Here is a 25681-nt window from a genome sequence, read left to right as displayed (position 1 = left end):
GGCCCCTACAATTCCATACTTCCGAAATCAATCACAAGTTCTTCATAGATCCCTGCTTTAACAGAATCCTCCAAAGTATACTCATTAATACTTTCGTCACCTGTAAAATTGTATACAATAACACGATCTTTCTCAGGATCAACAATCCAGTATTCTTTTACACCACAGGAACGGTATTTCAGAAGTTTTAACAGATAATCCACTTTTTTACTGGATGGTGACACAATTTCTATAATCCAGTCAGGTGCACCATTACATCCTCTGTCATCCAGTTTATGTGGATCACAAATCACTGAGATATCCGGCTCAACATAGGTATTACTTTTCTCATCAAGATAGACAGCAAAAGGAGCTGCATATACTTCACACTTTCCTTTGTGAAAACGAATATATTCACGAATAACACTGGAAAGCTCCATTGAAATTTTTTGATGTCTGCGACTCGGTGGAGCCATCATATACATATGGCCATCAATCAATTCTGCTCTTTCACCCTCTGGTAAAGCATATATATCATCTATAGTATAAATTTCTTCTTTCAATAATAACATACCATCTCTTTCTGAAGCTGTTACTCAAGCACAAGGTTACAACTCACCTGTTTTATTTTGATTTTATCATTTCACAGCGCAAATAACAAGTTGATGACTGCTTTACGAAACATCATTTGTTCCACCCCCCTTACTCATGCAGCTCAAGTGGCAGTCCATCCGGGTCATGAAAAAACGTCATCTTCTTGCCGGTAAAATCATCCACACGGATCGGCTCACATTCGATCCCGGTCTCCGCCAGTTCTTTCACCGTCTGCTCCACACTCTCCACACAGAAAGCAAGATGACGCAGGCCACAAGCCTCCGGACGGCTCACCCGCTTCGGTGGATTTGGTTCTGCAAAAATCTCCAGCTCCGTGTGCTCATCCACACGCAGATCCAGCTTCCAGTCCCTACGCTCCGGACGATAGTTTTCTCTGATAATGGAGAAGCCAAGCTTGTTTACGTAGAAATCTTTGGCGGATTCGTAGTTGGATACGATGATGGCGATGTGGTGTATTTTTGATAGGTTCATTTTTCTTGTACTCCTTTTGTAGGTGTTTCAAAACATGACGTAGTGTAAAATAACAGATTTTTTTCTGTTATGACAGCTATATCATTGTTTGAAATATTTACTGAATTTATGACTTACGGTTGTGCTTTGATTTTATCCTTTACTCCGGCAAATAGCAAGTTCTGTTTTCTGGTGAGCAGCCTGTTCTTATATCTTCAAATACCTTTTTCTATTTTTATTGCTTTCATCGTTATTATATAAATACGCTCACGTTTGCATCTGTCCGCATTCCACTGATCCAGAAAATCCTGTATCTGATTTTCTTTTATTGACCTCAGAAAATCTGAAATCAATGAATCCTGCGGTTTTGTATCCAGTTCAAGATTTTTTTCAGAAGTTTTAAGAAAACAGAAGGGATTGCACCTGGAGAATATCGAAAAATGTGGAAAATGTAAGAACTTTTCAAGTAGACGGTCTCGTACATTTATGTTAAAATACGACTTGAAAAGGAGTGATTCCATGGCAACACTACGAGCTGATAAAAAGAATTACAAAAAAGCATTCACGACTCACGCAAACTCCTATGATAAATGGAGTATAGGCAGCGATTACAGCCGTCGTCTGCTGTTATGCTACTGCGTTGAGTGTGGATTAAAATGTCTGATCATGCAGACAGACAATATAAATACCGTTTCCCAAGCCAGTGACGAAACATTAAGAGTTCTTCATTCCCACGATTTCAGAACCTTACTAAATAAAGCCAAGCAGGCCGGCAACTATAAATTTAAGCAATTTCCCACGGAATACGGTGACAGTGTGGGACCTTCTGATTACCATCAATTATGCCGATATTTAATTGCTCCAGCTAATCAGAAGATTACATATTTAGAAGAATTTGACAACACTCTTATACAGATTAAAGAGTGGTTAAAAGAGGTGGTATAAGGTATGAAATTCTACACATGGAAAGATATAGATCGATACATCTTAATGCATCACAAAGATTGGAAAAATACTTTTAACGATATTGAAGTATATCCCGATGAAATTATCCTGTATCCCAGGGAAAAGACATCAGATTTAGCACATTCTGCATTAGCACATTCTGCATTAGCAGAACTGTTTCCAAAAAACATTCTGCCAGGTTGTTCTGCTATAAAACTTGATTGCCCAAATGCCTCGTTATCTGTTTCATACGATTTCGAATCTAGTCCGATTTCCCCCAATATAATGCCACTGTTCAAAAAAGCAATTTATGAAGATTCCGTATATCCAAAAAATAATTTAAAAGAGCTTAGCCGTCCGGTAATCGCTTTCCATTCCTATAAAGGCGGTGTGGGGCGTACTCTGTCCTTGATTGCATTCGCCCAGGCCTGGACAAGCATTCAGGACGATCCACAGAAAAATAAACTCTTGATTATAGATTCCGATCTTGAAGCCCCAGGTCTCACATTAATTCAGGGAAACCTAAACGAAACTGCATTTAGCTATCTGGATCTGTTAACTTTAATCCAGGATAACAACAGCATAGAAGAGATTGTATCCACTGCAGAAGCTTTAATGGGAACACTCACTTTGCCTATCGAAACCAGTCAGCAACGGGTGGAGCATTTCTTCCTTCCTACCTATCGCTATGAACAGCAATTATTTGATTTATACGCAAGCCCACAGACTATTACCATAAGCCGAAACAAAGAATATATCCTGGCAGAAGTTCTTTCCAGTTTGGCTGCTCAGTTAGGCGCTTCTGCTGTTCTTGTAGATTTGCGTGCTGGTATAAGTGAATATTCTGCTCCTCTCCTGCTTGATCCGAGAGTGAAAAAGTATTGCGTGACATCAACCTCACTGCAGTCAATTATGGGCACAAAACAGGTTTTAAATTTTATATCCAAGGGACTGGAAGTAAAAGAGGATTCTCTTCTTCCTACCATATTCTTAAGTATGATTCCTGATTCTTTTTCTACTATGGAAAAAGACCAAATAAAAGAAAGCCTGACAAACTGTTTCCAGACAACTGAGAACACAGAAGAACTTCTTGACAATATGATTATTGAGCTCCCATTTGCCAGTGAATTGATACATCTTTCCAATCTGCGACAGATTTTAACGGTTTTGAAAGACAGAGATATGTATTATGCCATAGAAAAATTAGTTTTGCAGTATTATCAGCCTGTAAAAACAGCTGAAATATATTACACAGAAGAACAGCATAAAACCATTTTAAAAAAGATTTATGATTTTGCAGATAACCAAATTACCGCCGAGGCAAATGGCGCAGAAGAGTTATTATTAACAGAACCAATAAAGAACCTTTGTTCCCGCTTTAATAACCAAGTTCCCACAGCTGTTGTCCAGGGAGCAAAGGGGTCTGGAAAAACATTTTTATATCGTCAATTAATAGAAAAAGGAAACTGGAATTCATTTTGCAGCGAAATAAACAATAAACAAATCTTCAACGATAACGGCTTCTTCGTTCCGGTTTTAGCTCCACAGAATATTTTCAAACTCAAACTTGTTTTAGCTGAATGTATTAACAGTTTCAATACAACAGTTTCCTGTGCTGCAGTTTCCAAATCCGTTTACAATGACAATTCTTATGAATTAGATCTTAATGCAAATAGCGAAACTGACTGGATGATTTTTTGGGAACAATTGTTTGCAAACTCAGTTAACAAAAAATTCAGTAACCTTGCACAACTTAATGAAGCATTAAAAAAAGAGCAAAAAACGATTGTCTTTCTAATCGATGGACTGGAAGAAATATTGAAACTGGTTTCTTCCAATAAGAACCAGCAAAAAGCAATTGAAGTGTTATGCCAGGGTATTCTGAATACAATTGCTGCCAGATATGAAAATATTGGACTTATTATTTTTCTTCGAAGTGACATGGCGCAAAATGCAATCACTGTTAACTATGAACAGTTTAAGCAAGCGTTTAATTATGCAGAATTGAAATGGTCTTCTAATGAAGCGTTAAAGCTTGCCGTCTGGTTGGTAAGTCATTCTGTATCAGACTTTTATCAAGAAACTATATCCGTTGAAAACGCATCTCAGGAAGTAATTGATCAATATCTTGAAAAACTCTGGGGCTTAAAATTAGGCAAGAAAGAATCCAATGAAGCCTATTCCTCCCGTTGGATATTAGCTGCCCTTTCTGACTTTAATGGTCAGCTACAGGCACGAGATATTATTCGTTTCTTAAAATATGCTTCAAAATATAATGGAAAAAAGCCGCCTTACAATGACAGGATTTTAATGCCCGCCGAAATCCGTAATGCGGTATCGAATTGTTCAAAATATAAGATTACAGAAATTAAAGCAGAATACGAAAACCTAAAACCAATTTTTGAGAAACTTGAGAATCTTCCATTTGAGAAAAAAACACTTCCTATGAATCTGGAAGAAGATGCACTTACAGCCGCTGAAGAAAAATCCATGATCCAGTCAGGCTATCTCATACGAGATGGAGAAAAACTCTATTTACCAGAAATAATACGTCATGCTCTTGGATTTCGATATGAACGAGGGGCAAGGCCTCGCGTATTATCTTTACTCCTTAAACACTAATAGCAAGTGCCTCAAAACATGGCGTAGTGTAAACCAGCAGAGTTCCTGCTATAATAGCTACATCAATGTTTGAGGCACTTACCCAAAATGCAGTGAAAAATGGCTGATTTACATGATCTATTTTTATTTGCCTGATTTCTTGGCACCGTTTTGGCACCGAAAGCCTCGTTCTAAATGCTTTGTTACCAACGCCTGCTATTTCCCCCTGCCATTTTCTTATTGCACCCACGATTTTTTATTGCTATAATCAGAACATGGGTGCTACCATAACGGTAGGCGGTTAGTCCTTCAACAGAGGGACTGTGACCCTCTGATTACATAGAACCCCCAAAGGGAATCCCGTGAAAAGGAGGGCTAAGCCAATGAGTATTGTGGATTTCATTGCAGTTGTGAGCTTCGGCATCACCTGCTTTTGTGCCGGATACACATTCGGCAAGGATAATAATAAACCACAAAAATAGCCGCCCCGGTCTGGTAAACTAGGCGGCAATTTTTGTCAAACCATATATCGGAATAACCGTCTATCGGTAGCACTCTTTTTCTATAACCATATTATCACGCATCTGTGAAAATGTCAAAAAGTTATTTTCGCTCCTTCTGCAATACGCTTCATCATAACTTTTTCAGTGTCTGAAGAAGTTTTAGAAGTGTATTCGGCTGAAAGTTATCTGGAATATAGACTTTCATTCCCTGAAAATAGATCACCAGCCGATTATCATTGGAAGAGGAACGATTCTGAGAATAAGAGATACTGGAAGAATGCAGAACCTCTCCAAACGTTGTGATTGTTTCCTGATTTTGTCTTGCCATAAGTGTGCCTCCTTAAATATACGGTTTGCCACAGTATATCAGGAATGGAAAAGACAGTCACTACGCCATGTTTTGAGGCACTTACCTTCCAGTTCCTTTTCCTTAGCCTTTGCTGCTTTCCCGGAAACTGTATTTTTCTCTACTGGGTTGTTCTCCGTGTAATACTCGCAGATCAGATCCAGCAGGTTCTCCACTGACGGGTAATATTTGTCCACACGGTGTAGGTTTTATTTCAGCTTTTCAAGGACGCATAATTGATTTTCTAAATTGGCTTTCTAAAACTTAAACGTATCCTTCACTCCAACCCATTTCTGATCCTTGTCAGACAAATTCAGTTTTGTTCCATCCTTCAAAGCATATCCTTCTGCGGAAGCTGTTCCATTATAACCTCTTTTATTTAATTCATTCATGACATCATGACCAAGCTGGCCACCGACGCCTGTCACTAAAATTTTCATATTTAAAATTCCTCTGCGTGATTTCATGGTGTCAATATTTCTTTTTAATTTTAACCATGATATTTCTTACTATATCGATAGTATATTTGTTCTTGAAAATAATTAAATATGTTATGTACACAACTGCTGACAATGCAACTGCTATGATTAGTCTCAATAAAGCCGAACATTCAACCAGCATATATACAACCTTTGTAGTTAGTAATACAAGAATACTTCCTACAACTGCATATAAAATACTATTTTTAATTTCGTCTACATCAAAAAAGCGTTTTTTATTTGGAGCTCTAAGGGTACAAAAAACAAATACAAACAGTTCTGATAACAATGTCGTGAATGCTGCACCGTACAGACTATATTTAGGAATCATGTATAGATTTAGTCCACAATTTATAATTGCACTCACAGTAGTTGCCATCAAATTTTCTTTTTCTCTTCCTTGGGTGATATTATAAACCGATGTAATCAGACCACCATATATTGCAAAAATCAAACTTATAGACAATATTTGCAACGAAAAACTAGTAGTTGCTATCTCCTCTCCGCCCACAAGTAACATTACATCTTTCGAAACAGCTGTTAAACCAAATCCTGCCGGTATAAGAATTAAACTTAGATAGCACCAAATAGTTGTATTTAGTTTCTTATACTGACTTTCTGCTGTTTCTGACATCATTGTTGCGAGCCTAGGTGTTACCGCAGCATATATTGCAACCAAAATATTTTTTATAACCGTGTAAACCTTTACAGCAATAGTGTATTCACCTACAACACTATCTCCCTTTATCCAACCTAGCATAGTTATATCTGCGTTTACATATATTAATGCTGTTATCGTATTAAAAAATATGATTGTTAACGGTTTGAGATGCGTCTTTAAATTTAAATTAACAGTAAAACGTGGATGCACGTACTTTCTTATATAAAAGAAGTTCCAAATCGAATTAATAATAATAGGAAGTGAAGAAATAAAAGCATAAATATTATAATCTTCTCTATCTCTAACTAAGATCAGCAATAAAAACAAGCATACGATATTAGAGACAATACTTCTAACAGTGATTATCAGATAATCTTCAAATGCTATATTTATCCACTCAAAACCAATAACCTGAAAAATAATAGTTAAACTGCTAATAAGTAGAACTATACGATACGCAACAAATTGTGGTACAAATATGAGACAAATAATAAATCCCGTATATGCAACTACCGTAGATAGCAAATTGATAGAAAACAATTCATTTGTTAATTTTTGAAGTTTATTGGTAGAATTTCTTACCTTTGCGCCTTCTCTTATCCCATATGTAACCATGCCAAGCATTGCGACTAAAGCGAAATAACTAACAATAGAGTTGGCATATGATACTTTTCCAACTCCTTCAGTGCCTAATACTCGAATTGCATACGGGTAGGTTATCAACGGAAATATTATAGATAATGTGGCTTTTATAACATTTAGTAAGGAGTTAATTCCTAAATTTTTATTTTTCATTCGATCACCAGAATACCTCATGTCTTCCCGTGAATTCATAAAACAACTTTTTACTTCGTTCACCAATTTTTTTTGCTGGAATCCCACCGTAAATAGTATATGCCTCACAATTTTTTGTCACTACAGCACCAGCTGCAACAACTGCACCTTCATATATTTTTGTTTTAGGCAAAACTGTAACACGACTTGAAATCCATACTCTATCTTGTACAATGACAGCTCCACCTGTTTCATTAGAATAAAAGTGTGGGTCATTTATATCGTGTTGTTCAGTCCAAATCCATACACCGGTGCTTAAATTAACATTTTTTCCTATAAATATTCCATTTCTGCCATCAAGTTTACTTTCATCTCCAACAATTGCGCCGTCAGCAATATGGATATTCCACGGAGAACGGATCTCAAAACCTCCATAAATGACCGCTGTTTTTGCCAATTTCATCCTGTATACATGTCTTAGCATAAAATTTCTATAAGTATGACACGGTATTTTTCCTAGATGTATCAACTTATATCTAATCCAACCAGCATAGATGTGGAAAAGCCACTTAATCTGTCTTTTCGGAAACTTGTAATCTGATTCGTACAATACGACTGATTTTGATTTCTGAGGTGTATCAACCTCTTTCTTTTTCTGCCTTTTTTCCTGAATATAACAGTATACAAATGTCGCAACTGTATCTATCATATAAAAACATATTACGGCAATTATTAGATACCACATTTTCACCACCTCTTTTCATTGCTATCTTATATAGCTAACGTCTGATTTAATAACCTCTCCATCTGCTATTACTCAACTATGCACTGTCTGCTTCCCCGAAACTATAGATCCAGCAGCTATAACTGTATCTCTTAAAATTTCACTTCCTTTTAATACTATACATTTACAGCCAAACCAAACCCTATCACTTATATATATATCACGATCTTCATTTATGCATCTATCTGTCTTATTATCCATTATCTGGTGAAAATCTGTGTCCATAAATAAACACTCCCATGATACCAACACATCTTTTCCAAAGAAAATTTTCTTGTTACATATAAATGTTGATTTTGCTGATACGTGAAAATTTTCACTAAACATCATCGAACCATGATTTGAAATTATTGATCCAGAGCCTAGGAAAAAGCCCGGAGACATTATAATGTCTCCATAATTTTCCCAGATTGTCCGTTCAAACTTGTTATCAAATACGGAGACTTCTTGAAAACCTATTTTCACGCAACCAGTTGTTAATTTACCATCGAGTTCTACATTCCCCTTTAAACTTCTAAACTTTACATATCTAGAACACAGTACGTTAAAACTAAACAGTCCATGTAATCCAAAATATCTGTAGTTAAAATATATAGTTTTTGGTATACTTAATGATAATAATTGTCGCTTAGATAGTCCAAACATTTAATTTCTCTCCGACTTAGGCGTCATAAACAGTAATACAAACATCAAAAATCCATTTCTCGCATAATCAAATAAAAACAACGTAGGCATTGTAAATACCAGAAACATAAAAACTCCAAGTACGACAGAATCACTAAATATTGACCTATCTTTATACCCAGATATAATTGTTTTCATTCCTTTTGTAATAAATGTCAAAAACAAGAATACCCCAACTAATCCGAACGTAAATAAACAACCTACGATTCCAACGTCCTCAAGATAATAGAATCCATATGGACCATATAGTAGGGTTGTCAATGCTGAGTTTATGGGTTTTATAAATCCTTGTCCCATGATCGGATGCTGCATGAAACCGTTAAAATAATAAGCATACATTGCTAACCGTCCAGTTATTGATCCTCCTCCCTCAATCTTGTCTATTTGCATATACTTATCAAATACAGAAGATTGAAGAATTAAAGCCCCCCCTAGTACACCGAGTAGCAAAATTCCTAACTTAAGTTTACGGCTATCTGTACCTATAAACACTAAAACTAGACATGATAAAAAGATTGCAAGAATCGCTGCCCTAATACAAATGAATAACACAAAATATACAGAAAAAATCCCCATCCATATTATTAGTTTAATGTCAAATCGTTTCTTTTTCCTATACGTTTGCAAAAACTCTGCAAACATAATGATTATTGAAAGTGCTACAAACTCACTTCCCACGCCAGCTCGAAGAAATCCAGCTCTCATTTGAGGATTGTAAAAATCTATAAAAATGATATTTCCAGAAATTTTAAAAATTGCGTATTGAATAAAGAAAAATAACACTATTAATTTGGTGTAATTAACAAAAATCTTTTGTATCTGTTCTTTTGATATCGTAAGATTTTGTACAAGTACATATCCAATTAGCGCAAAATATCCTCCACAAATGTTAAAAACATCTGTTGGCATCTCCGAGTGAATAATCATGCTATAAAAAGCAAGAATAATAACAAAGGAAAGAAAACATACTATAAATCGACTATAAGTTCCCTTTAGTTTGATTTTACCCTTTAAAAAAAACATGAAAACAAACACTACAGCTACAGATAGCAGCTTAGAGTTCGTATAGGATGTTGTTGGCAATGTATACATCGCCCCACTCAACACAAACATAAAAAACATTACAAGTAATTCTGCAGTACTAATTTTTCTTATCTTTAATCTCATTTGCCTATATCCTATCCGTAGATTTTTTCGTATAACTCCACGTGTTGTTTAGAAATATCATCCCAATAAAAATCAATTTTTCTATGCTCTGACTTCAAGCTATTGTCTTGCATATATTCTATTGCACTTGCAATTGTCTGCGGAGTATTATCATTCATAAGATACACATCATCATATGGAAAATTTTTATCTCCCTTAGTTGTAATGATATCTATTCCTTCCTGATATGCCGCAAGAAAACTTCCATTTCTAACCGAAATACCATAGTAAAAAGGAAGAACGGCAAAATCAGATGCTTTAAGGTAATCTCCAACAGAATCTTTTAGGTATCCCGTCACAATAATATCGTTATCAAGATTATATTCTCTAATTTTTTCTAAAACCTTTTTATGGTATTCGTCAGATTCCTTTAACTCACCAATGACTACTAGTTTTGACTTCAATTTCCCGGCATCTTTGAGGTGTTTAATTGCCTCTACAAGCTCTAAAAAGCACTTGTATTCATTAATAAAACCAAAGTAACTCATTAGTTTCATATTATCTTTTACTAAAGAGTTATGCAGCTCTATAATTTTATCATTCGGAGCAACAGACGGTACTATATTGCTACCAATTCGAATAGTTCTTACCTTTTTTTTACATAATGGTATTTTCTTTATATCTACCTCGAATTGCGGATCTACTACAATAATTTCATTTGCAAAAAGGAACGACGGAATTTGACGCATCCTTCCCAAAAAAGATCTATTACTATATTCATGAGTTGTAAAAACAACCTTGATTCCTCTCAATCTGGCAAACATAGGAAGAAAATTCACACCAATACTCTTTCCATATGCTTTTGCAGGATACTCAACATGTAGTATTCTTGCATTTATTTTTTTTAATTCCACAGCGAGTTTATGGTATGCAAAAATTGATTGCCAATCTGAAATCGTAGCAGTATCACTTTTATCATTAATTTGGACAATATCTACATTTTCTTGCTCTAAATATCTTTGTAGCTCAAGAGTATAGTCTTTAACACCACATTTTACATGGGAATCGGTCCCGCCTATCATATATATCTTCATATTACGTTCTTTGTTCCTTTATAAAATCCTTCAAAGCCTTAATTGATACTTTTGAATTTCTATTTAATATATATCCCTTAATTCCACTTGCAATTGTTCTTAGGTAAGCTCGTTGCAAATTATTATGGCTGTATTTGGATATAAACTTCAAACGATTTTTGGCCATATAATATGCTGTGAATTTACTATATTCTCCGCTTGATGACGCTCCTACCTTATGCCAAATCTTTGCTGTTGGCACATACACGATGTCAATTGTCTCCTTTTTTAGACGCGCGCAAAAGTCCGTGTCCTCATAATACATAAAGTAACTTTCATCCAGCATACCAACTTTTTCTATTACATTTTTATTCATCAGAATGCAACACCCTGAAGCAAATTCTACCTTTTCTACCTTGTCATAGCTGCCATCATCGACCTTACCAGCTCCGGTATGATGCGTATCTCCGCTTATCCAATTTATAATTCCGCCCGCATACCATAATACACTTGGTTCATCAAAATAATATATTTTAGGGACAACTACCGTTTTTGAATTACAATATCTCTTCATTTCATCAAGAAAGCTCGAATCCACCACTGTATCATTATTCAAAAGCATTATATAGTCACATCCATCATCTAGTGCTCTCTGGATTGCAATATTATTTCCACCTGCAAATCCTAAATTATCTTTTGATGGTATATATTTTATATATTGAAAAAGAATAGATCTCTCAAATTCTCCTTTGGTATTCTCATCTGCTGCATTATCAACAACATAAATTGTATAGTCGCTTGATTGTAATCTAATCAGGCTTTCCACGCATTCTAGAGTAATCTTTGGATTTTTATAATTTATTAAAATGATAGCTGTATTTGCCATTAATTATTACCTACGACTTCTATATATTTAGAAAACATTGCATTCGCAGAATCTTGCCAATTGAAGCAATTCACTCTTTCAATTCTTTTTTCATCACGTATAGCTTTATCTTCATCTAATAATTTGACGATGCTATTTGTAATTTCCTCTTCACTAAAAGGATCAAAATACATCCCAGCATCACCAACCACTTCCGGAAGTGATGTGGCATTAGCCACCGCTACCGGTGTTCCACATGCCATTGCCTCCAATGGTGGAATTCCAAACCCTTCATAAAAAGACGGATATACAAAACCATCTGCAAGATTATAAAGTCTCACAAGATCTTCGTTTGAAACATAATCTGTCAAAATAATATCCTTATTGTTATCAGCAGACTCCTTCATGATGTCATCAAACATCCAAGCTTTCTTACCAACAACAACCAGTTGAACATCGGAGAAATGAGAATCCTTCTTCAATTTCACAAAAGCTCTCATCAATCTTGGCAAGTTTTTTCGCGGTTGAAGGTTACCTACGCTGAGAATAATTCTATTACCTGTAATATCAAACTTATTACGAAGTTCTGATTCATTCAATTCTTCTTCGTTTAGTTTTCTAAAGTTCTGATTCACTGCGTTGTATGTAACCACAAGATTGCTTTCAGGAATATGGTAATGAGAAGCTATATCTTGTTTTGCATGATTAGACACTGTAAAAACTGCCTTTGATTTTTTTGCTGCGTATGGAATTAATAATTTCTGAGTGTAATATTCTTTTTTTGTAAAAATATTACTGTAATGTTCAAAGCAAATATCGTGAATAGTACACACAACGGGACACGGTCTGTTAAATGGAATAAAGTACTGGGTATGTAAAAGATCTAATTCATACTCTTTGCATAACTTTGGCAGCTCAAAAAAATTCCTTTTCAGAGCACTACTTTCCTGAAATTCTATACGCTTAAATTTATTTGTAAGAGCAGATAAATCTGCTCCTTTTTTTACAAATAAAATTATCTCCATATTCTTTGGAGGATTCATGTTGTTTATAATATTTGTATAAAAGCTTTCATTGCCTCCCGAGTGATCGCCAATCATATGCGCATCAATTCCAACTCTCATTGCCATTTCCTTTCAAAAATATCATATAGACCAAACTTTCTCGTATTTCCCGCAGATATAAGGCCAGCTATAAGCTTCCTCTATTCGCTGCGTACTCTTCGAACCCAAATTAGCAATCTCGTCACTTTTCATTTCGTCAGCTTTCTCAATGAGTCTTGCCAGGTCTCCGTCCTTTTTCGACCAGTACAAAGCACTATCCTCTGCAACCTCTCGGTTAAAACCAACATCAAGAAGTAGATTTAAATCTGTACTGCCAAGCGCCTCTAATAAAGAAGGATTCGTTCCACCAACCTCGTGGCCATGGAAATATCCATACGCATTCTCACGAATCTTCATGAGACGCTCTTTGTTATAAACAGTTCCAACGAACTTGATTCTTGGATCTTTTTTATATCCCAACTTTTCCTCAAGCTCTGCTAAGAACTTATCATTCACGTTTGTGATGATTGCGAAGTCCTTCTTTGTCTTGCTCTTCATGAATTCACGAATCATAGTCTCGTAATTGTTCTCTGGAACGAAACGACCAACCACTAGGTAATATGCCTTAGGCTTCAGTCCCTTCTGCTCATACCACGACAACAACTTCTTATCATCGTCAGCAAGGAGACTCTTTCTGGTCTCAGCCCCATAAGCAATAAATGTGGTCTTCGGATTTCTTCCTCTGATACCCTTACCGTCATACTGTTCGTGGATATACTTCTCAATATTCACGCTGTCGCACACAGCCAGATCCGAATACTTGACCATCATCTGCTCAGATACTTTCCAGTACTTTCTGACCGGATCAGACCACTTAGCACGCATCCACTCATGTCCATCTGGATTGAGATAAACCTTTCCATCCAATCTATGTATTGCCTTATAATACTTCTTCATAAACGGTCCAATACGGCACGCCATAATGTAGACGATGGGATGTTTAATCCCTTCTTCTTTAATAATCTCTACACACTTGTCCAGAGCTTTGCAGTCATAATAAATAGCCTGAGCTGGACCAAGCTTCTCAGGCACATGAATTTTGAAGCAATCCGCATTGTGATAAATAAAACGAGAACCAGAGATGATCTTGGCATCCACCTTTGTTTCGTCCATATGACCCTGACCATTGGCTTTGACTGCCACATGATATTGAATATTTTTATTATCCTGATGATACTCAGTCAGCTTGTCTATAAATGTCTCGTATCCTCCGTAAGCTCCAAGGCTTTTTGCGCCAACGAGGAATACATGCTGTTTTTCTGCCATCTTCTAAGTTCCCCTTCATTTAACATCTAACTTTTAATACTTCAGCATCCCCTAGCAATGTACATCTTCCTGTACCTGCTGGTATAAATAGACAGTCACCTTTCTTAAAGCGGACTGGCTTGTTTTCATCATTAAAATATCCAACCTGTCCTTCTCCACTGATACAAAGAAGAACCTGGAATGATTCATCCATTACCGAGAATGAGCAAGCTTTGTTTACTTCAATCTTCTCGGTCTCAAAATATTGACTTCTACAAATGATTTCTCTTGAACTTCCCGGATAATAGTGAACCAATCGCTTTTCACCAGATTCCTTCACTGTATCCATGTTCATTACTTCAACTGCCTTATCGAAGTGAAGTTCTCGTTTATTGCCGTTTTTATCCGTTCTGTTGTAGTCATACACGCGGTATGTCACATTAGAACTTTCTTGAATTTCAGCAATAAGTGCACCTGCGCCTATCCCGTGGACTGTACCTGCCGGTACGTAAATTACATCGCCCTTTTGAATCTTTATCTTATGCAAATGCTTATCTAGTGTCCCGTTTGCTACTGCTTCCTTCAAGATTTCCTTTGTCACCGGATGCTCAAAACCAAAGATCAGCTCTGCGCCTGGCTCAGCATCAATGACATACCACATCTCGGATTTACCGTTATCGCCTTCATATTTTCTGGCATAATCATCATACGGATGCACCTGAACGGACAAATCTTTCATCGCATCGATAAATTTGATGAGGACAGGCATCTCTTGATTCTTTGTTCCCAAAAACTCCGGATGTTTATCAATAACATCTTTCAATGTCTGTCCGCGATATTTACCGTTCTCTACGATGCTTAATCCATCTGGATGTACTGAACATTCCCAAGTCTCTGCCAGCGGGATAAGATCAATCTTCTTTCTATATTCTTTTCTAAGTCTTGTTCCACCCCAGAGATAATCTTTCCCTGCGGGCATTAACTTTAATATTTGCACTTTTTAAACCTCAAAATCGTACTTTTCTTTGTCTTCCACGCTAAGTGTTTCACCAATCTGAACCTCAACAATATCCAGATCAGTCTCAGCAATTACTGTATGCTTGCAGCCTGCTGCAATGGTGATAACATCGCCCACACGGAGTTTCTGTTCCATTCCATCAACAACAGCCTTACCGCTGCCGCTTACAACAGTCCATACTTCTTCTCTATAATCATGGCTGTGGTAGCTCATGTGCTCACCTGCTCTCATGGAAACCTTAACAGTCATAGAACCAGGCTGGACATCAATTACAGTGTAAGTCCCCCAGGATTTCTCGGCATACATTGCCTCTGTTTCAATCTTCTCAACATAAGGTTTCATATAACCGCTGCGTTCCTTATCCGAAATCAGAATGCCATCGCCGCTTGCAGCAATAATCATGTCTTTGCATCCCATGCAAAGGATTGGAATATTCAGTTCATTGATCACATTGGTGTTTTCGCAGGTTTCATCAAGAATAGCCTTGCCCTTGGTTTTATCAGCCATGACCTCCGCCATCATGTTCCAAGTACCAACATCTTTCCAATCGCCGCTGTAACGCAGGACCTGAATGCTAGATTCTTTTTCGACCACTGCATAGTCAAAACTGATTTTTGTCAGCGTGTCGTATTTATTGAATAGGTCACGATAATCCTCAAACTCAATCATGCTGTGAGCCTTATCCAACAAATAACCCAGTTTGAATGCAAAGATACCCGCATTCCAAAGCGCACTCTGCGCAAGGTACTTCTTTGCTGTTTCAACATCTGGCTTTTCCTTGAATTCCTTAACCTTGCTGACATTTTCGCCGCTTTCCGGAATAATGTAACCGTACTTCTCGCTGGGATAGGTCGGCTCAATACCCATCAGAGTCAGATTTGAGCCACCCTGCTCTGCCAGCTCCTGCAGAGTCTTAACAGCTTCGTAATAGGTATTATCTACATAAGGGTCAACCGGGCAAACAACAACAGCTTCATTCTCAGCAACGCCCAACTCATCGTGCAGGTATGCTGCAGCCAGTGCGATGGCAGGGAACGTATCGCGACGGCAAGGCTCTACACAAATAGATGCTTTCTCACCCAACTGATTCTTAATAGCACTTGCCTGTGATTTACTCGTTGCAATAGTAATCTTTGCATTAGCTTCTACCGTAGTGATCTGACGGTAAACTCGCTGAACCATAGATTCATACTCATCATTATTCTTGAACAGTTTGATGAACTGCTTGCTACGTACATCGTTGGAAAGGGGCCAAAGACGCTTACCAGAACCACCAGAAAGTAAAATAATATTCATATTTTTTCTCCTCTATCTTTACTTCAAGAACTCTTCCGCGCTCTTGCAAATCTCTGCTTCCACCTTCTCGGCAACTTCCTTGTTTTCGGCACTGACAGAGATATAGGTTTTGAGCTTTGGCTCAGTGCCAGAGGGGCGCACCACAATGGAGCAGTTATCTTCCAGCAGGAACTTCAGTACATCGGACTTGGGCAGACCATCCAGACCCGGAGCGTAGTCCAGCAGCTTAACAACTTTCTTGCCGCCAAACTCCTTGATATCGCTCCGGAATGCCTGCATGATGCTCTGCATCTTGGCAAAACCGGCGCTGCCGTCGAACTCATAGCTGTGCAGGGTGTTCAGGCAATAGCCATAGGTCTTGTACAGTTCATCCAGTTTGTCCAACAAGCTGATGCCCTGAGTGGCATAGTAGCTAAACATTTCGCAAATCATGTAGGCACCGTCCACGCCGTCCTTGTCGCGGACGTAGGAGCCGGTCAGGTAGCCATAGCTTTCCTCAAAGCCGAACACATAGCTGTCTGCCTTGCCCTGCTGTTCCAGTTTCCCGATCTGCTCCCCGATGAACTTGAAGCCGGTCAACACGTTGATAGTGCGCAAGCCGTAATGGGTAGCGATCTGTTCGCCCATATCCATCGTGACAATGGTCTTAACCATAATGGGGTCAGAAGGCATCTTGCCATGCTTCACACGCTGGCTACAAATGTAGTCCAAAAGTAGCATACCGGTCTGGTTTCCGGTCAGCAGCTCATACTCTCCTACCTTGTTCTTGACGGCAATGCCCACACGGTCACAGTCGGGATCGGTGGCTAGTAGCAGGTCGGCATTGCACTTCTTGGCATACTCCATGCCCAGTGCCATAGCCTCTTTGATTTCCGGGTTGGGATACGGACAGGTCGGGAAGTTTCCATCCGGCTGCTCCTGTTCCTTGACCACCGTGATGTTGGTATAGCCCATCTCCTTCAGGGTGCGGGTCACGGGCTTCAGACCGGTGCCGTTCAGCGGGCTGTACACTATAGCCACGTTCTTGTTTACCTCTTCGCCAAACAGGACAGATTGGCTCTTAACTTGCTCCACGAATGCGGTGTAGACCTCATCCGGGATGTATTGGATACTACCGTTTGCCACGCCTGCGTCAAAATCACTAGTCTTAACATCTGCAAAGATGTCCAACTTCTCAATCTCGGCAAGGATTTCCGCAGCAGCCTCGGTGGTGATCTGGCAACCATCTGCGCCGTAGACCTTATAGCCGTTATACTTGCTGGGATTGTGGGAAGCGGTCACCATGACACCGGCAGAGGTGTGCAGATAGCGGGTCGCAAAGGACACGGTAGGAACAGGCATCAAAACAGGCCAAATATTCACCTTGACGCCATTCGCGGCAAACACCCCGGCGGCAACCTTTGCAAACACATCGCTCTTGATACGGCTGTCATAACCGATGGCCACGGACGGAGTTTCAAAGTTCTTTTTCAAATAGTCCGCCAGACCCTGAGAAGCCTTTGCCACTGTATAAATGTTCATACGGTTGGTGCCTGCGCCAATAACACCGCGCAGACCGCCGGTGCCAAAGGCAAGGTCACGATAGAATGCGTCCTCGATTTTGGCATCATCCAGCGTTTTCAGTTCTGCTACTACATCGGCATCGGCGGTGGCATTTGCCAGCCAGCGTTCGTATTCCTTTTTAATATCCATAATTCATTTACTCCTCCGGCCCTCATCGGGCGTATCCTCTAATTTTCTATGTACACATCAGCTATTCGCAGATAGTATTTTTTCCTCGTGCCGCTCACGTGGCTAAGTGTTCCCTTATACTGTCGTATCCAATTACCCCAGCAATCATATTTCCCCTGTTTTCTACTTCATAAAACATCCGTAGAGTACACTCATCTCTATTCCTCTATAACCGAAGTGCTGTTTTATACAGTCGAACCCCGTATACCTCGCAATGACGTTTTTCCTAAGTGTTGGATTATTGAATCGAACCCTGTCGGTGCATGAGTTTTGTTAAAACTGTATATATTATTCAGTCTAATTCCCACAACCCGTTGTTCATCATGAACAAATCATTCACTCCAACCACTCAAAACATGTATTTATCATCACCATCCGTGCTCTACTCAACAACGATTTTATGAAGTAGAAATCATCTGTTTTTCTCTAATTTTCATGACTCAATAAACCGTAATGATGTAGGTGTCATTAGCGGATCAGATAGTGTACTCAACAGCAGTTTCAGATGTTAATGATAAACTCATGGATTTTTGTTGTTTTCTCCTGTTTTTCGCCTTTTCCTCATACCTTCTGAAAAAGATATGCCAATTTTGTGTTGTAAGGGTCAAAAGTTCAGCTTTTTGTATAAGTTATTGGTATTTTCGGTTCATGTGTCTGTGAAATATAGCTAGTTTTAGTCTCCCATAAAGTGTGCAAAACAGGTTCTTTTTGACTATGCTACGTCAATGTAGTTTGTTGAGTAAACATTTTTTATCCTCTATATACCGAACCCAGCCCAAACCCGATTTCAGCAATTTCACATTCTTATAACTTCGAATACACCCCGCACCACAAAGGGCACAGTTCTTCGGCGACGCCTGCGTTGGGCCGCCTGGCGGTATTCAACCGGAAGGGAAGCGTCACTGGCGCTTCCTCTCTTGCTGATCACTCAGCATTTATATATAAGAGGCATTTCTGCCGCTTATTAACTTGGTTTGTTGTTTTTCCGGAAGCTTTCCTGGCATTTGCGGCCCAGGTTTCGGGCACCGTTCAGGAAGCGGTTGACCTGATGGCCGTTCTGGCAGATAAATACGCTGCCCTGTTTTTTTCCGGTGGCTCCGCAGATGGAACATTGCTTTTCTGTTCCGTCGGCGCGCAGCTCTAGTACCAGGATTCCTTCTGCCCAGGCTTTGTATTTCAGATAATTCCGGATGCGGATACTTAAGTGAAGGGGCGAATAATTGCCGCTTCTGTACATGGATATCCTAGAAAAATCTTCATCATACTCCGGCAGTACCAGTATCCCGGTGTGATTTTCTTTACAGAAATCCATGATCTCCTTACTGACCTGATGTGCATAATGTTCATTCAAGTGCTTGAGATGCATGTAATATTTCCTGTTTGGCTGACTGACGTTGTCTTTATCGGTAAATGCCCTGGATGCTTCTACTTTTTTCAGCAAAGCTTTACAATGATGTTGGTATGCATTTCCACCTCTGCAGTTTTTTACAGCCAGCTGCCTGGATTCTTCATCCAGAACTGTGCATACTGCAAAGCTGTCCGTATTGGTAAAGCGGACGCTGCATACTCTAGCGCCTTCCTGCATTCGTTCCTTTGCTGTCCGGGCATCGGAGTTCTCCTGCTTGACAGGTACATGGAACATGAGCCATTTTTCCTCATGGACCAGTGTTGGTGAAAGGATCGCCGCTTCCTTTGGGAAGGGACGTCCTGTAAGTCCGCAGGGTACCCAGATCCATTTCTTTCCGTTCCAGAGCTTCAGCACTACGGAGGTGTCTGTCAGGTCTCTGTACATTCCCTTGAAAAAGGTGATATTGGCATCGATCTTTTCGGGGAAGCTTTCTGCACTTGCTGCGGTCTTTACTGCCATTGCAGCTTTGTTCATGGCAGATCTCCGAAAGTAAACGGGGAGCTTTCCGCCTGGCGGGATGTACTTTGGTTCTCTTCCGTCTCTTCCGGGAACAGTGAGTTTTTCCAGATGTCCCTGGATAGTCAGCAGATTTTCGGCCCAGAGCTCTTCGCTTTCTTTCAGGAGCTCATAGTAAAAGGCTACGGCTTCCCGATACAAGGCTTCGGTTGTTTCGATCATCTGCTTTTCCGGACAAAAGAGCCGCATTTTCCATGTTTTGATACTGTATCCTGTTTTCATGGCATCTCTTTCTGCTGTCAGGTATCGCTTAATATCTTCATTAGCGAAAAAGAGCTTGAAACACTGTTAAATGCTGTTTTTTTCGGCACAGTTGACCACGATTTTGACCACTAATAATTGGAAAGAAAAGAGGAAAATGCCTGAAAAGTATTGATTTTACGCGGATTTGCGCAAGAAAAAAGTGACCACTTTTAGTGACCACTAATGTTAGATTTCGATGATTATCAGACTGTTTATTCACTTTTTGATAGAAAACGACTGCATATGATGCTTAAAAAACGACATTATTAGCATGCTTCATGTCTTTGGCACGCCTTGACAAAGGAAAATATCAATGGTATCCTTACATATGGCTGTAAAATATATCTTTTTTGGTCTGTGACTAATGAAGATAATAAGCGACACAATTCCCATAATCCACGAGCTGTCCAAGTATGTTTTCTCTTGTACCAGCTCTTTTTTTATGTCTAATCGACATTTCCCTCCCCAAATGCTATACTATACCCGCAGGCCGCCTGATCTGGCTTTTGGCCTGCTAAATTTCAGAAAAGGATTTTTTTCTATGGAGAGAATTATTACCTATACAATCTCAACCGGGGAGTCCGGGGAAAATGTTCTTGGATTTCTTCGGAAGAAGGGGTTTTCCAAACATATATTGACTACTATGAAGCGGGCGGAGCAGGCGATCCTGCTGAACGGGCAGCCGGCTTTTGGCAGAACGGTCCTGAGGAAGGGGGATGTTCTCCGGATTCTTGTTCCGGAGGAGGCCGGGGACGGAGCGGAGCCTTCCATTATTCCGGTGCCGCTGCATCTGGATATCCTGTATGAGGATGAGGATATCCTTGTGCTGAACAAGCCTGCTGATATGCCTGTGCATCCTTCTGCCGGGAACTATGAGAATACTCTTGCCAACGGTGTTGCCTGGTATTATCAGCAGCAGGGGGAGGCTTTTGTCTACCGCTGCATCAACCGGCTGGACAGGGATACCACCGGGGTGCTGGTGCTGGCCAAGAACCCTCTGAGCGGGGCTCTTCTCTCTGCCCAGATGAAGCAGCGCCAGATCCGGCGTACCTATCTTGCACTTACTGACGGGATCCCTCCGGAAAGGGGGACGATCTCCGCTCCTGTTGCGAGAATGGATGCTTCTGTGATCACAAGGGAGGTTAATTTTGAGCGTGGGGAGACTGCTGTAACTCATTATGAGCGTCTTGCTGTCAGCAACGGATATGCTCTTGTGGAGCTGCATCTGGATACAGGGAGGACCCATCAGATCCGGGTGCATATGAAGTATATCGGCTGTCCACTGCCTGGGGATTTTCTGTATCATCCGGTTTTTGACCGGATCGGACGCCAGGCCCTGCATTCCTTCCAGCTGGAATTTGCCCACCCGATCACCGGGGAGCCTATGTGTTTCCTGGCGCCTGTGCCTGAGGATTTCCGCAGAGCATTTCTACAGTAAAAAAAAATCAGCTGTCCGGTACGTGTTTCCTGCACCGGCAGCTGATTTTTTTGTTTTTATTTATTTTTTTTGTAGATCACAAGGAGTCCTTTGAGCAGAAGGTCCTCATCCAGAATGATTTCTTTCTTACAATGAGAAATGATCTTTTTTGCAAGACCGCCTGTTGCGATCACGGTTGTTTTCTCACCAAGCTCTTCTTCCACCCGGTCAATGATCCCGTCGATAGCTGCTGCGTTGCTGTAGAGCACGCCGCTTTTCATACATTCGATGGTATTGCGCCCGATCACATGCTTCGGGGCATCGATGCTGATCCCGCTGAGCTGGGATGCTCTGGCTGTCAGTGCATCCAGGGATATCCCGATGCCAGGAAGGATCATTCCGCCAATGTATTGCTTTTTGCTGTTGACAACAGAAACTGTAGTGGCGGTTCCCATATCGATCACAATAAACGGAACCGGATATTCATTTAATCCTGCCACAGCGTCTGCCACAAGATCCGCGCCCAGCTGTCCGGGGTTGTCCATCATGATGTTCAGACCTGTTTTTACTCCTGGTCCCAGGACCATGACTTCTTTTTTAAGGATCTTTTCTGCTGCCAGCTTGGCAATGTTGGTGATCTGCGGGACTACAGATGAAATGATACAGCCTTCTATGTCTGCCTTTTTGATGTGGTAGATTTCCAGTAAGGTTTTCAGGTCTACGGCATATTCCAGTTCTGTTTTTGTTCTTACGGTAGCAAGTCTCTCGATGAAGTATGTTTTTTGATCATCGATGCAGCCCACGACTATGTTGGTATTTCCAATATCAATTGCTAATATCATAATTTTATTTTCCCTGTCTTTATGCTTTTGTCTTCTCACGGCTGATCTGTGCGGATGGGATCAGATGTGCCTTGGAAAGTGCAGCTCCCACTGCTCCTGTGATCACTGTGGAGGAAATCATTTCGCATACTGCGTTGATCCCTACCATGAGACAGCAGCCGATGATGATGTTATGACCGCCCATCAGATTTTTTACATAATCGGTATTTCCGAACAGTCCTACAAGTGCTGTCATGAAGAACAGTGTATTCAGGAATGCGGAAAAGAATCCGGTTACTGCACATGCCACATAGGTATTGCTGACCTTTCGCATGCCTTTAAAAATATATCCGAGGCAGATACCGTCCAGAAGACGTGGGATGAAGCGCTGGATAAAGGCAAATACCGGATTGATACCGAAAAGCACAACTCCCATTGCACTGGAGCCGCCTACTCCTATGCACTGGAGAAAGCTGGTCAGGCCGAAGATCGCACCTGCCACGGCTCCTCCTACGGGTCCAAGGACGACTGCACTGATGGCTACCGGGATCACATTAAAGGAAATGGCCAGTGGCCCGATGTTCAGATATCCCAGTGGTGTGTAGGCCATCAGCAGAAGGATTGCTGCCATCAGGCCCAGTAATGTAAGCTGCGCTGTTGTAAATCTGTTGTTTTTCATTTCTTCTCCTCCTTGTTACCGTTCCGCTCTGTGAATATTTCCGGAAATACAGCATTTCCCGGCGTTTTCTGCGGATACAATACGGTGATGGAAAGCGGTGATCTTTTTGTTCCGCTTTTCGTTGTTAAAACCGGCTCTCTGACCGGCTCTGTAGCTATGCTTCTGCCTTTGTGGTAAGCAGAAGGATCTTATCCAGGATCTTTAACGCTGCATCCTCCTTGCTCATAAGCGGGAGTGACACTTCTTCGTTCTGTGTGATAAGAGTCAGGACATTGGTATCTCCCTGGAATCCGGCGCCTTCTACCTTCAGGTTGTTGGCTGCCACCATATCCAGGTTTTTCTTCTCTAGCTTGGCTCTGGAATTACGGAGCATGTCTCTGGTCTCCATGGAAAATCCGCAGAGGAACTGGCCCTGCTTTTTGTGCTGGCCCAGATATTTCAGAATGTCGTCTGTCCTCTCGAGCTCTATGGAAGCCTGATCGTCTTTTTTCTTAACCTTGTCTTCGCTGACCTGCTTCGGACGGTAGTCTGCCACTGCGGCAGCCTTGATGATGATATCCTGTTCATCACTTAAACCGGTGACTGCCTCGAACATATCTCTGGCAGATGTCACAGGTACGACCTTCACAAAAAGGGGCGGCTCAATGGCAGTAGGTCCGCTTACCAGCGTAACCTCCGCTCCTCTGAGCATGGCCATTTTTGCAATGGCGTATCCCATCTTTCCGGATGAATGGTTGGTGAGACAGCGGACCGGGTCGATGGCCTCCTGGGTAGGTCCTGCCGTTACCAGGAGCTTTTTGCCGGCAAGGTCTTTCTGGAAGGCGGCTTCCTTCAGGATATATTCCAGAAGGGTTTCCGGCTCCGGCATTTTTCCGGCTCCGGTGTCCCCACATGCCAGGTAGCCACTGGCCGGTGTGATCACCTCATATCCGTAGGTTTGCAGCTTCCGGATATTGTCCTGTACCACAGGATTCTCATACATGGCGGTATTCATGGCCGGTGCAAGGATCTTCTGACACCTGCAGGCCATTACCGTAGTGGTGAGCATATCGTCCGCAAGGCCGTTGGCCAGCTTTCCGATCACGTTTGCACTGGCCGGTGCGATCATCACAACATCTGCCTTCTTGGCAATGGATACGTGCTCTACCTGAAACTGAAAGTTCCGGTCAAAGGTATCCACCAGGCATTTATTCCCGGTCAGTGTTTCAAATGTAATCGGATTGATAAAGTTCGTTGCATTCTCTGTCATCAGTACATGGACATCTGCATGAAGCTTATGTAATGCACTTGCCAGATATGCGATCTTGTATGCAGCAATACTTCCTGTGATGCCAAGAAGCACTGTTTTCCCTTTCAGCATCCTTCTCCCTCCTGTCAGTCAACCATACGGATACTCTCGATCACCGGCTGCTGATCCTTTGCAATGGTTCCGTTGCCGTCTGTCGGCTTGGCATCCTTGCAGATCTGATCTACAATGTCCATCCCAGAGGTCACGTGTCCGAATGCAGCATAGTCGCCGTCCAGATGTGTGGAATCGGACTGTACGATAAAGAACTGAGAGCTTGCGCTGTCCGGATCTGTGCTGCGGGCCATGGAAATGGTTCCTCTTACATGAGAAATATCGTTCTTCACTCCATTGCTGGAAAATTCGCCCTTGATGGTATCCTCTGCTCCGCCGGTTCCGTCTCCGTTTGGATCTCCGCCCTGGATCATAAATCCGTCAATGATCCGGTGGAAGGTCAGACCGTCATAAAAGTTGTCCTGTACCAGCTTTACAAAATTTGTGACTGTGATGGGTGCGGTGTCTGCATCCAACTCTACATCGATCTCGCCATAATCCTTTACGGTGATGGCAGCATGATGGGTTCCTATCAGCTGCTGGCTGGTATCGATCACAGTTGTTCCTGCCATTTGTGCATCCTCGGAACCATCGGAAAATTCTCCGTCTGCGCTGTCTGTATCCTCTGTACTGTCTGCAGAAGCTTCGGTTTCATGTGAAGTGTCCTCTGCATCACCGGAAGCCTCCTGATCATCGGCGCTTTCTTCATGGTCTGAAAAGCCTGCCGCCTCAGCCTCCTCCTCGGATACTGCATTGGCTGCTGTCTCTTCATCTACGCCTGTCTGTCCTTCTGAGGTTTCTTCCTCCAGAGATTCTTCCTTCTGGTCTGCTTTGTCAGAAGTACTGTCTGTGCTTCCGCATCCGGAAAGCATTCCTGCGGTAAGAGCTGTCGCAAATAATACGGCTAAAACCTTACGTTTCATATTTATAAGTCCTCCTTATCAGATCCCGAAAACGCCT

The 25681-nt window shown here is 40.9% G+C and carries 23 protein-coding genes and 1 pseudogene; 3 read left to right on the top strand and 21 right to left on the bottom strand.

The features are described 5' to 3' along the window. Positions 1-5: 5 nt before the first annotated feature. A complete protein-coding gene (locus DMI82_RS01675; RefSeq protein ID WP_110102248.1) occupies positions 6-551 on the bottom strand; it encodes a Uma2 family endonuclease in 546 nt (181 codons plus the stop codon). A 130-nt stretch (positions 552-681) separates the two neighbouring features. After that, complete coding sequence (gene gloA2 / locus DMI82_RS01670; RefSeq protein ID WP_110102246.1) at positions 682-1065, bottom strand: SMU1112c/YaeR family gloxylase I-like metalloprotein; 384 nt, start codon at positions 1063-1065, stop codon at positions 682-684. Positions 1066-1563: 498 nt separating this feature from the next. On the opposite strand from gloA2, the gene DMI82_RS01660 reads away from it, so the two are divergent. Continuing rightward, positions 1564-1989 carry a hypothetical protein gene (locus DMI82_RS01660; RefSeq protein ID WP_015524798.1) on the top strand — a complete coding sequence of 142 codons (426 nt, stop codon included), beginning with the start codon at positions 1564-1566 and terminating at the stop codon, positions 1987-1989. Positions 1990-1992: 3 nt separating this feature from the next. Then, positions 1993-4611 carry a KGGVGR-motif variant AAA ATPase gene (locus DMI82_RS01655; protein ID WP_110102242.1) on the top strand — a complete coding sequence of 873 codons (2619 nt, stop codon included), beginning with the start codon at positions 1993-1995 and terminating at the stop codon, positions 4609-4611. On the opposite strand, the gene DMI82_RS19615 is transcribed toward DMI82_RS01655, so the two are convergent. The 15 genes and pseudogenes from DMI82_RS19615 to DMI82_RS01585 form a co-directional block, all read right to left on the bottom strand. Next, a complete protein-coding gene (locus DMI82_RS19615) occupies positions 4601-4840 on the bottom strand; it encodes a hypothetical protein (protein ID WP_146207124.1) in 240 nt (79 codons plus the stop codon). The genes DMI82_RS01655 and DMI82_RS19615 overlap by 11 nt on opposite strands. Before the next feature lie 383 nt (positions 4841-5223). Continuing rightward, positions 5224-5421 (bottom strand): hypothetical protein, encoded by a 198-nt coding sequence (locus DMI82_RS01650; protein WP_110102240.1) that lies wholly within the window; start codon positions 5419-5421, stop codon positions 5224-5226. Between the two features lie 275 nt (positions 5422-5696). Then, positions 5697-5807: pseudogene (locus DMI82_RS20620) on the bottom strand (dTDP-4-dehydrorhamnose 3,5-epimerase); the annotation flags it as partial. A gap of 103 nt (positions 5808-5910) precedes the next feature. After that, complete coding sequence (locus DMI82_RS01640; protein WP_015524793.1) at positions 5911-7374, bottom strand: flippase; 1464 nt, start codon at positions 7372-7374, stop codon at positions 5911-5913. A gap of 4 nt (positions 7375-7378) precedes the next feature. Beyond that, a complete protein-coding gene (locus tag DMI82_RS20000; protein ID WP_199579955.1) occupies positions 7379-8098 on the bottom strand; it encodes an acyltransferase in 720 nt (239 codons plus the stop codon). 72 nt (positions 8099-8170) lie between these two features. After that, the gene (locus tag DMI82_RS01630) at positions 8171-8782 is read right to left on the bottom strand and encodes an acyltransferase (protein ID WP_110102237.1); all 612 of its coding nucleotides are present in this window, start codon (positions 8780-8782) and stop codon (positions 8171-8173) included. Then, on the bottom strand, positions 8783-9988 hold the full coding sequence (locus DMI82_RS01625) for an O-antigen ligase family protein (protein WP_110102235.1): 1206 nt from the start codon (positions 9986-9988) through the stop codon (positions 8783-8785). A gap of 11 nt (positions 9989-9999) precedes the next feature. Continuing rightward, on the bottom strand, positions 10000-11061 hold the full coding sequence (locus DMI82_RS01620; RefSeq protein WP_110102233.1) for a glycosyltransferase: 1062 nt from the start codon (positions 11059-11061) through the stop codon (positions 10000-10002). A 1-nt stretch (position 11062) separates the two neighbouring features. Next, positions 11063-11926 (bottom strand): glycosyltransferase family 2 protein, encoded by an 864-nt coding sequence (locus DMI82_RS01615; protein ID WP_110102232.1) that lies wholly within the window; start codon positions 11924-11926, stop codon positions 11063-11065. After that, entirely contained in the window at positions 11926-13029 is a 1104-nt protein-coding gene (locus DMI82_RS01610) for a glycosyltransferase family 4 protein (protein ID WP_158526415.1), read from the bottom strand. Before DMI82_RS01610 ends, DMI82_RS01615 begins: the two co-directional genes overlap by 1 nt. Positions 13030-13050: 21 nt before the next feature. Beyond that, positions 13051-14274 carry a beta 1-4 rhamnosyltransferase Cps2T gene (cps2T, locus tag DMI82_RS01605; protein WP_110102228.1) on the bottom strand — a complete coding sequence of 408 codons (1224 nt, stop codon included), beginning with the start codon at positions 14272-14274 and terminating at the stop codon, positions 13051-13053. A gap of 19 nt (positions 14275-14293) precedes the next feature. Next, on the bottom strand, positions 14294-15250 hold the full coding sequence (locus DMI82_RS01600) for a type I phosphomannose isomerase catalytic subunit (RefSeq protein WP_110102226.1): 957 nt from the start codon (positions 15248-15250) through the stop codon (positions 14294-14296). Between the two features lie 3 nt (positions 15251-15253). After that, a complete protein-coding gene (locus DMI82_RS01595; RefSeq protein ID WP_015524786.1) occupies positions 15254-16567 on the bottom strand; it encodes a sugar phosphate nucleotidyltransferase in 1314 nt (437 codons plus the stop codon). A gap of 18 nt (positions 16568-16585) precedes the next feature. Further along, the gene (locus DMI82_RS01590) at positions 16586-18259 is read right to left on the bottom strand and encodes a phospho-sugar mutase (RefSeq protein ID WP_015524785.1); all 1674 of its coding nucleotides are present in this window, start codon (positions 18257-18259) and stop codon (positions 16586-16588) included. Between the two features lie 1003 nt (positions 18260-19262). Beyond that, entirely contained in the window at positions 19263-20444 is a 1182-nt protein-coding gene (locus DMI82_RS01585) for a zinc ribbon domain-containing protein (protein WP_110102224.1), read from the bottom strand. Positions 20445-21006: 562 nt separating this feature from the next. Here DMI82_RS01585 and DMI82_RS01580 point away from each other — a divergent pair. Continuing rightward, positions 21007-21903, top strand: a complete 897-nt coding sequence (locus tag DMI82_RS01580) for an RluA family pseudouridine synthase (protein ID WP_110102223.1) — start codon at positions 21007-21009, stop codon at positions 21901-21903. Positions 21904-21959: 56 nt separating this feature from the next. Here DMI82_RS01580 and DMI82_RS01575 read toward each other — a convergent pair whose 3' ends face one another. The 4 genes from DMI82_RS01575 to DMI82_RS01560 all read right to left on the bottom strand — a co-directional run bounded on the left by DMI82_RS01575 (position 21960) and on the right by DMI82_RS01560 (position 25644). Next, positions 21960-22724, bottom strand: a complete 765-nt coding sequence (locus DMI82_RS01575; RefSeq protein WP_021651710.1) for a type III pantothenate kinase — start codon at positions 22722-22724, stop codon at positions 21960-21962. A gap of 19 nt (positions 22725-22743) precedes the next feature. Beyond that, positions 22744-23382 (bottom strand): ECF transporter S component, encoded by a 639-nt coding sequence (locus DMI82_RS01570; RefSeq protein ID WP_015524780.1) that lies wholly within the window; start codon positions 23380-23382, stop codon positions 22744-22746. 154 nt (positions 23383-23536) lie between these two features. After that, complete coding sequence (gene coaBC, locus DMI82_RS01565) at positions 23537-24742, bottom strand: bifunctional phosphopantothenoylcysteine decarboxylase/phosphopantothenate--cysteine ligase CoaBC (protein WP_015524779.1); 1206 nt, start codon at positions 24740-24742, stop codon at positions 23537-23539. 14 nt (positions 24743-24756) lie between these two features. Next, positions 24757-25644 carry a peptidylprolyl isomerase gene (locus DMI82_RS01560; protein WP_110102221.1) on the bottom strand — a complete coding sequence of 296 codons (888 nt, stop codon included), beginning with the start codon at positions 25642-25644 and terminating at the stop codon, positions 24757-24759. Positions 25645-25681 lie beyond the last annotated feature (37 nt).

The organism is Blautia sp. BCRC 81119, assembly GCF_003184505.1.
GTDB lineage: Bacteria > Bacillota > Clostridia > Lachnospirales > Lachnospiraceae > Blautia_A > Blautia_A fusiformis.
The sequence above is the reverse complement of the archived record's forward strand: the minus strand, read 5'-3'. Positions and strand labels throughout refer to the sequence as shown.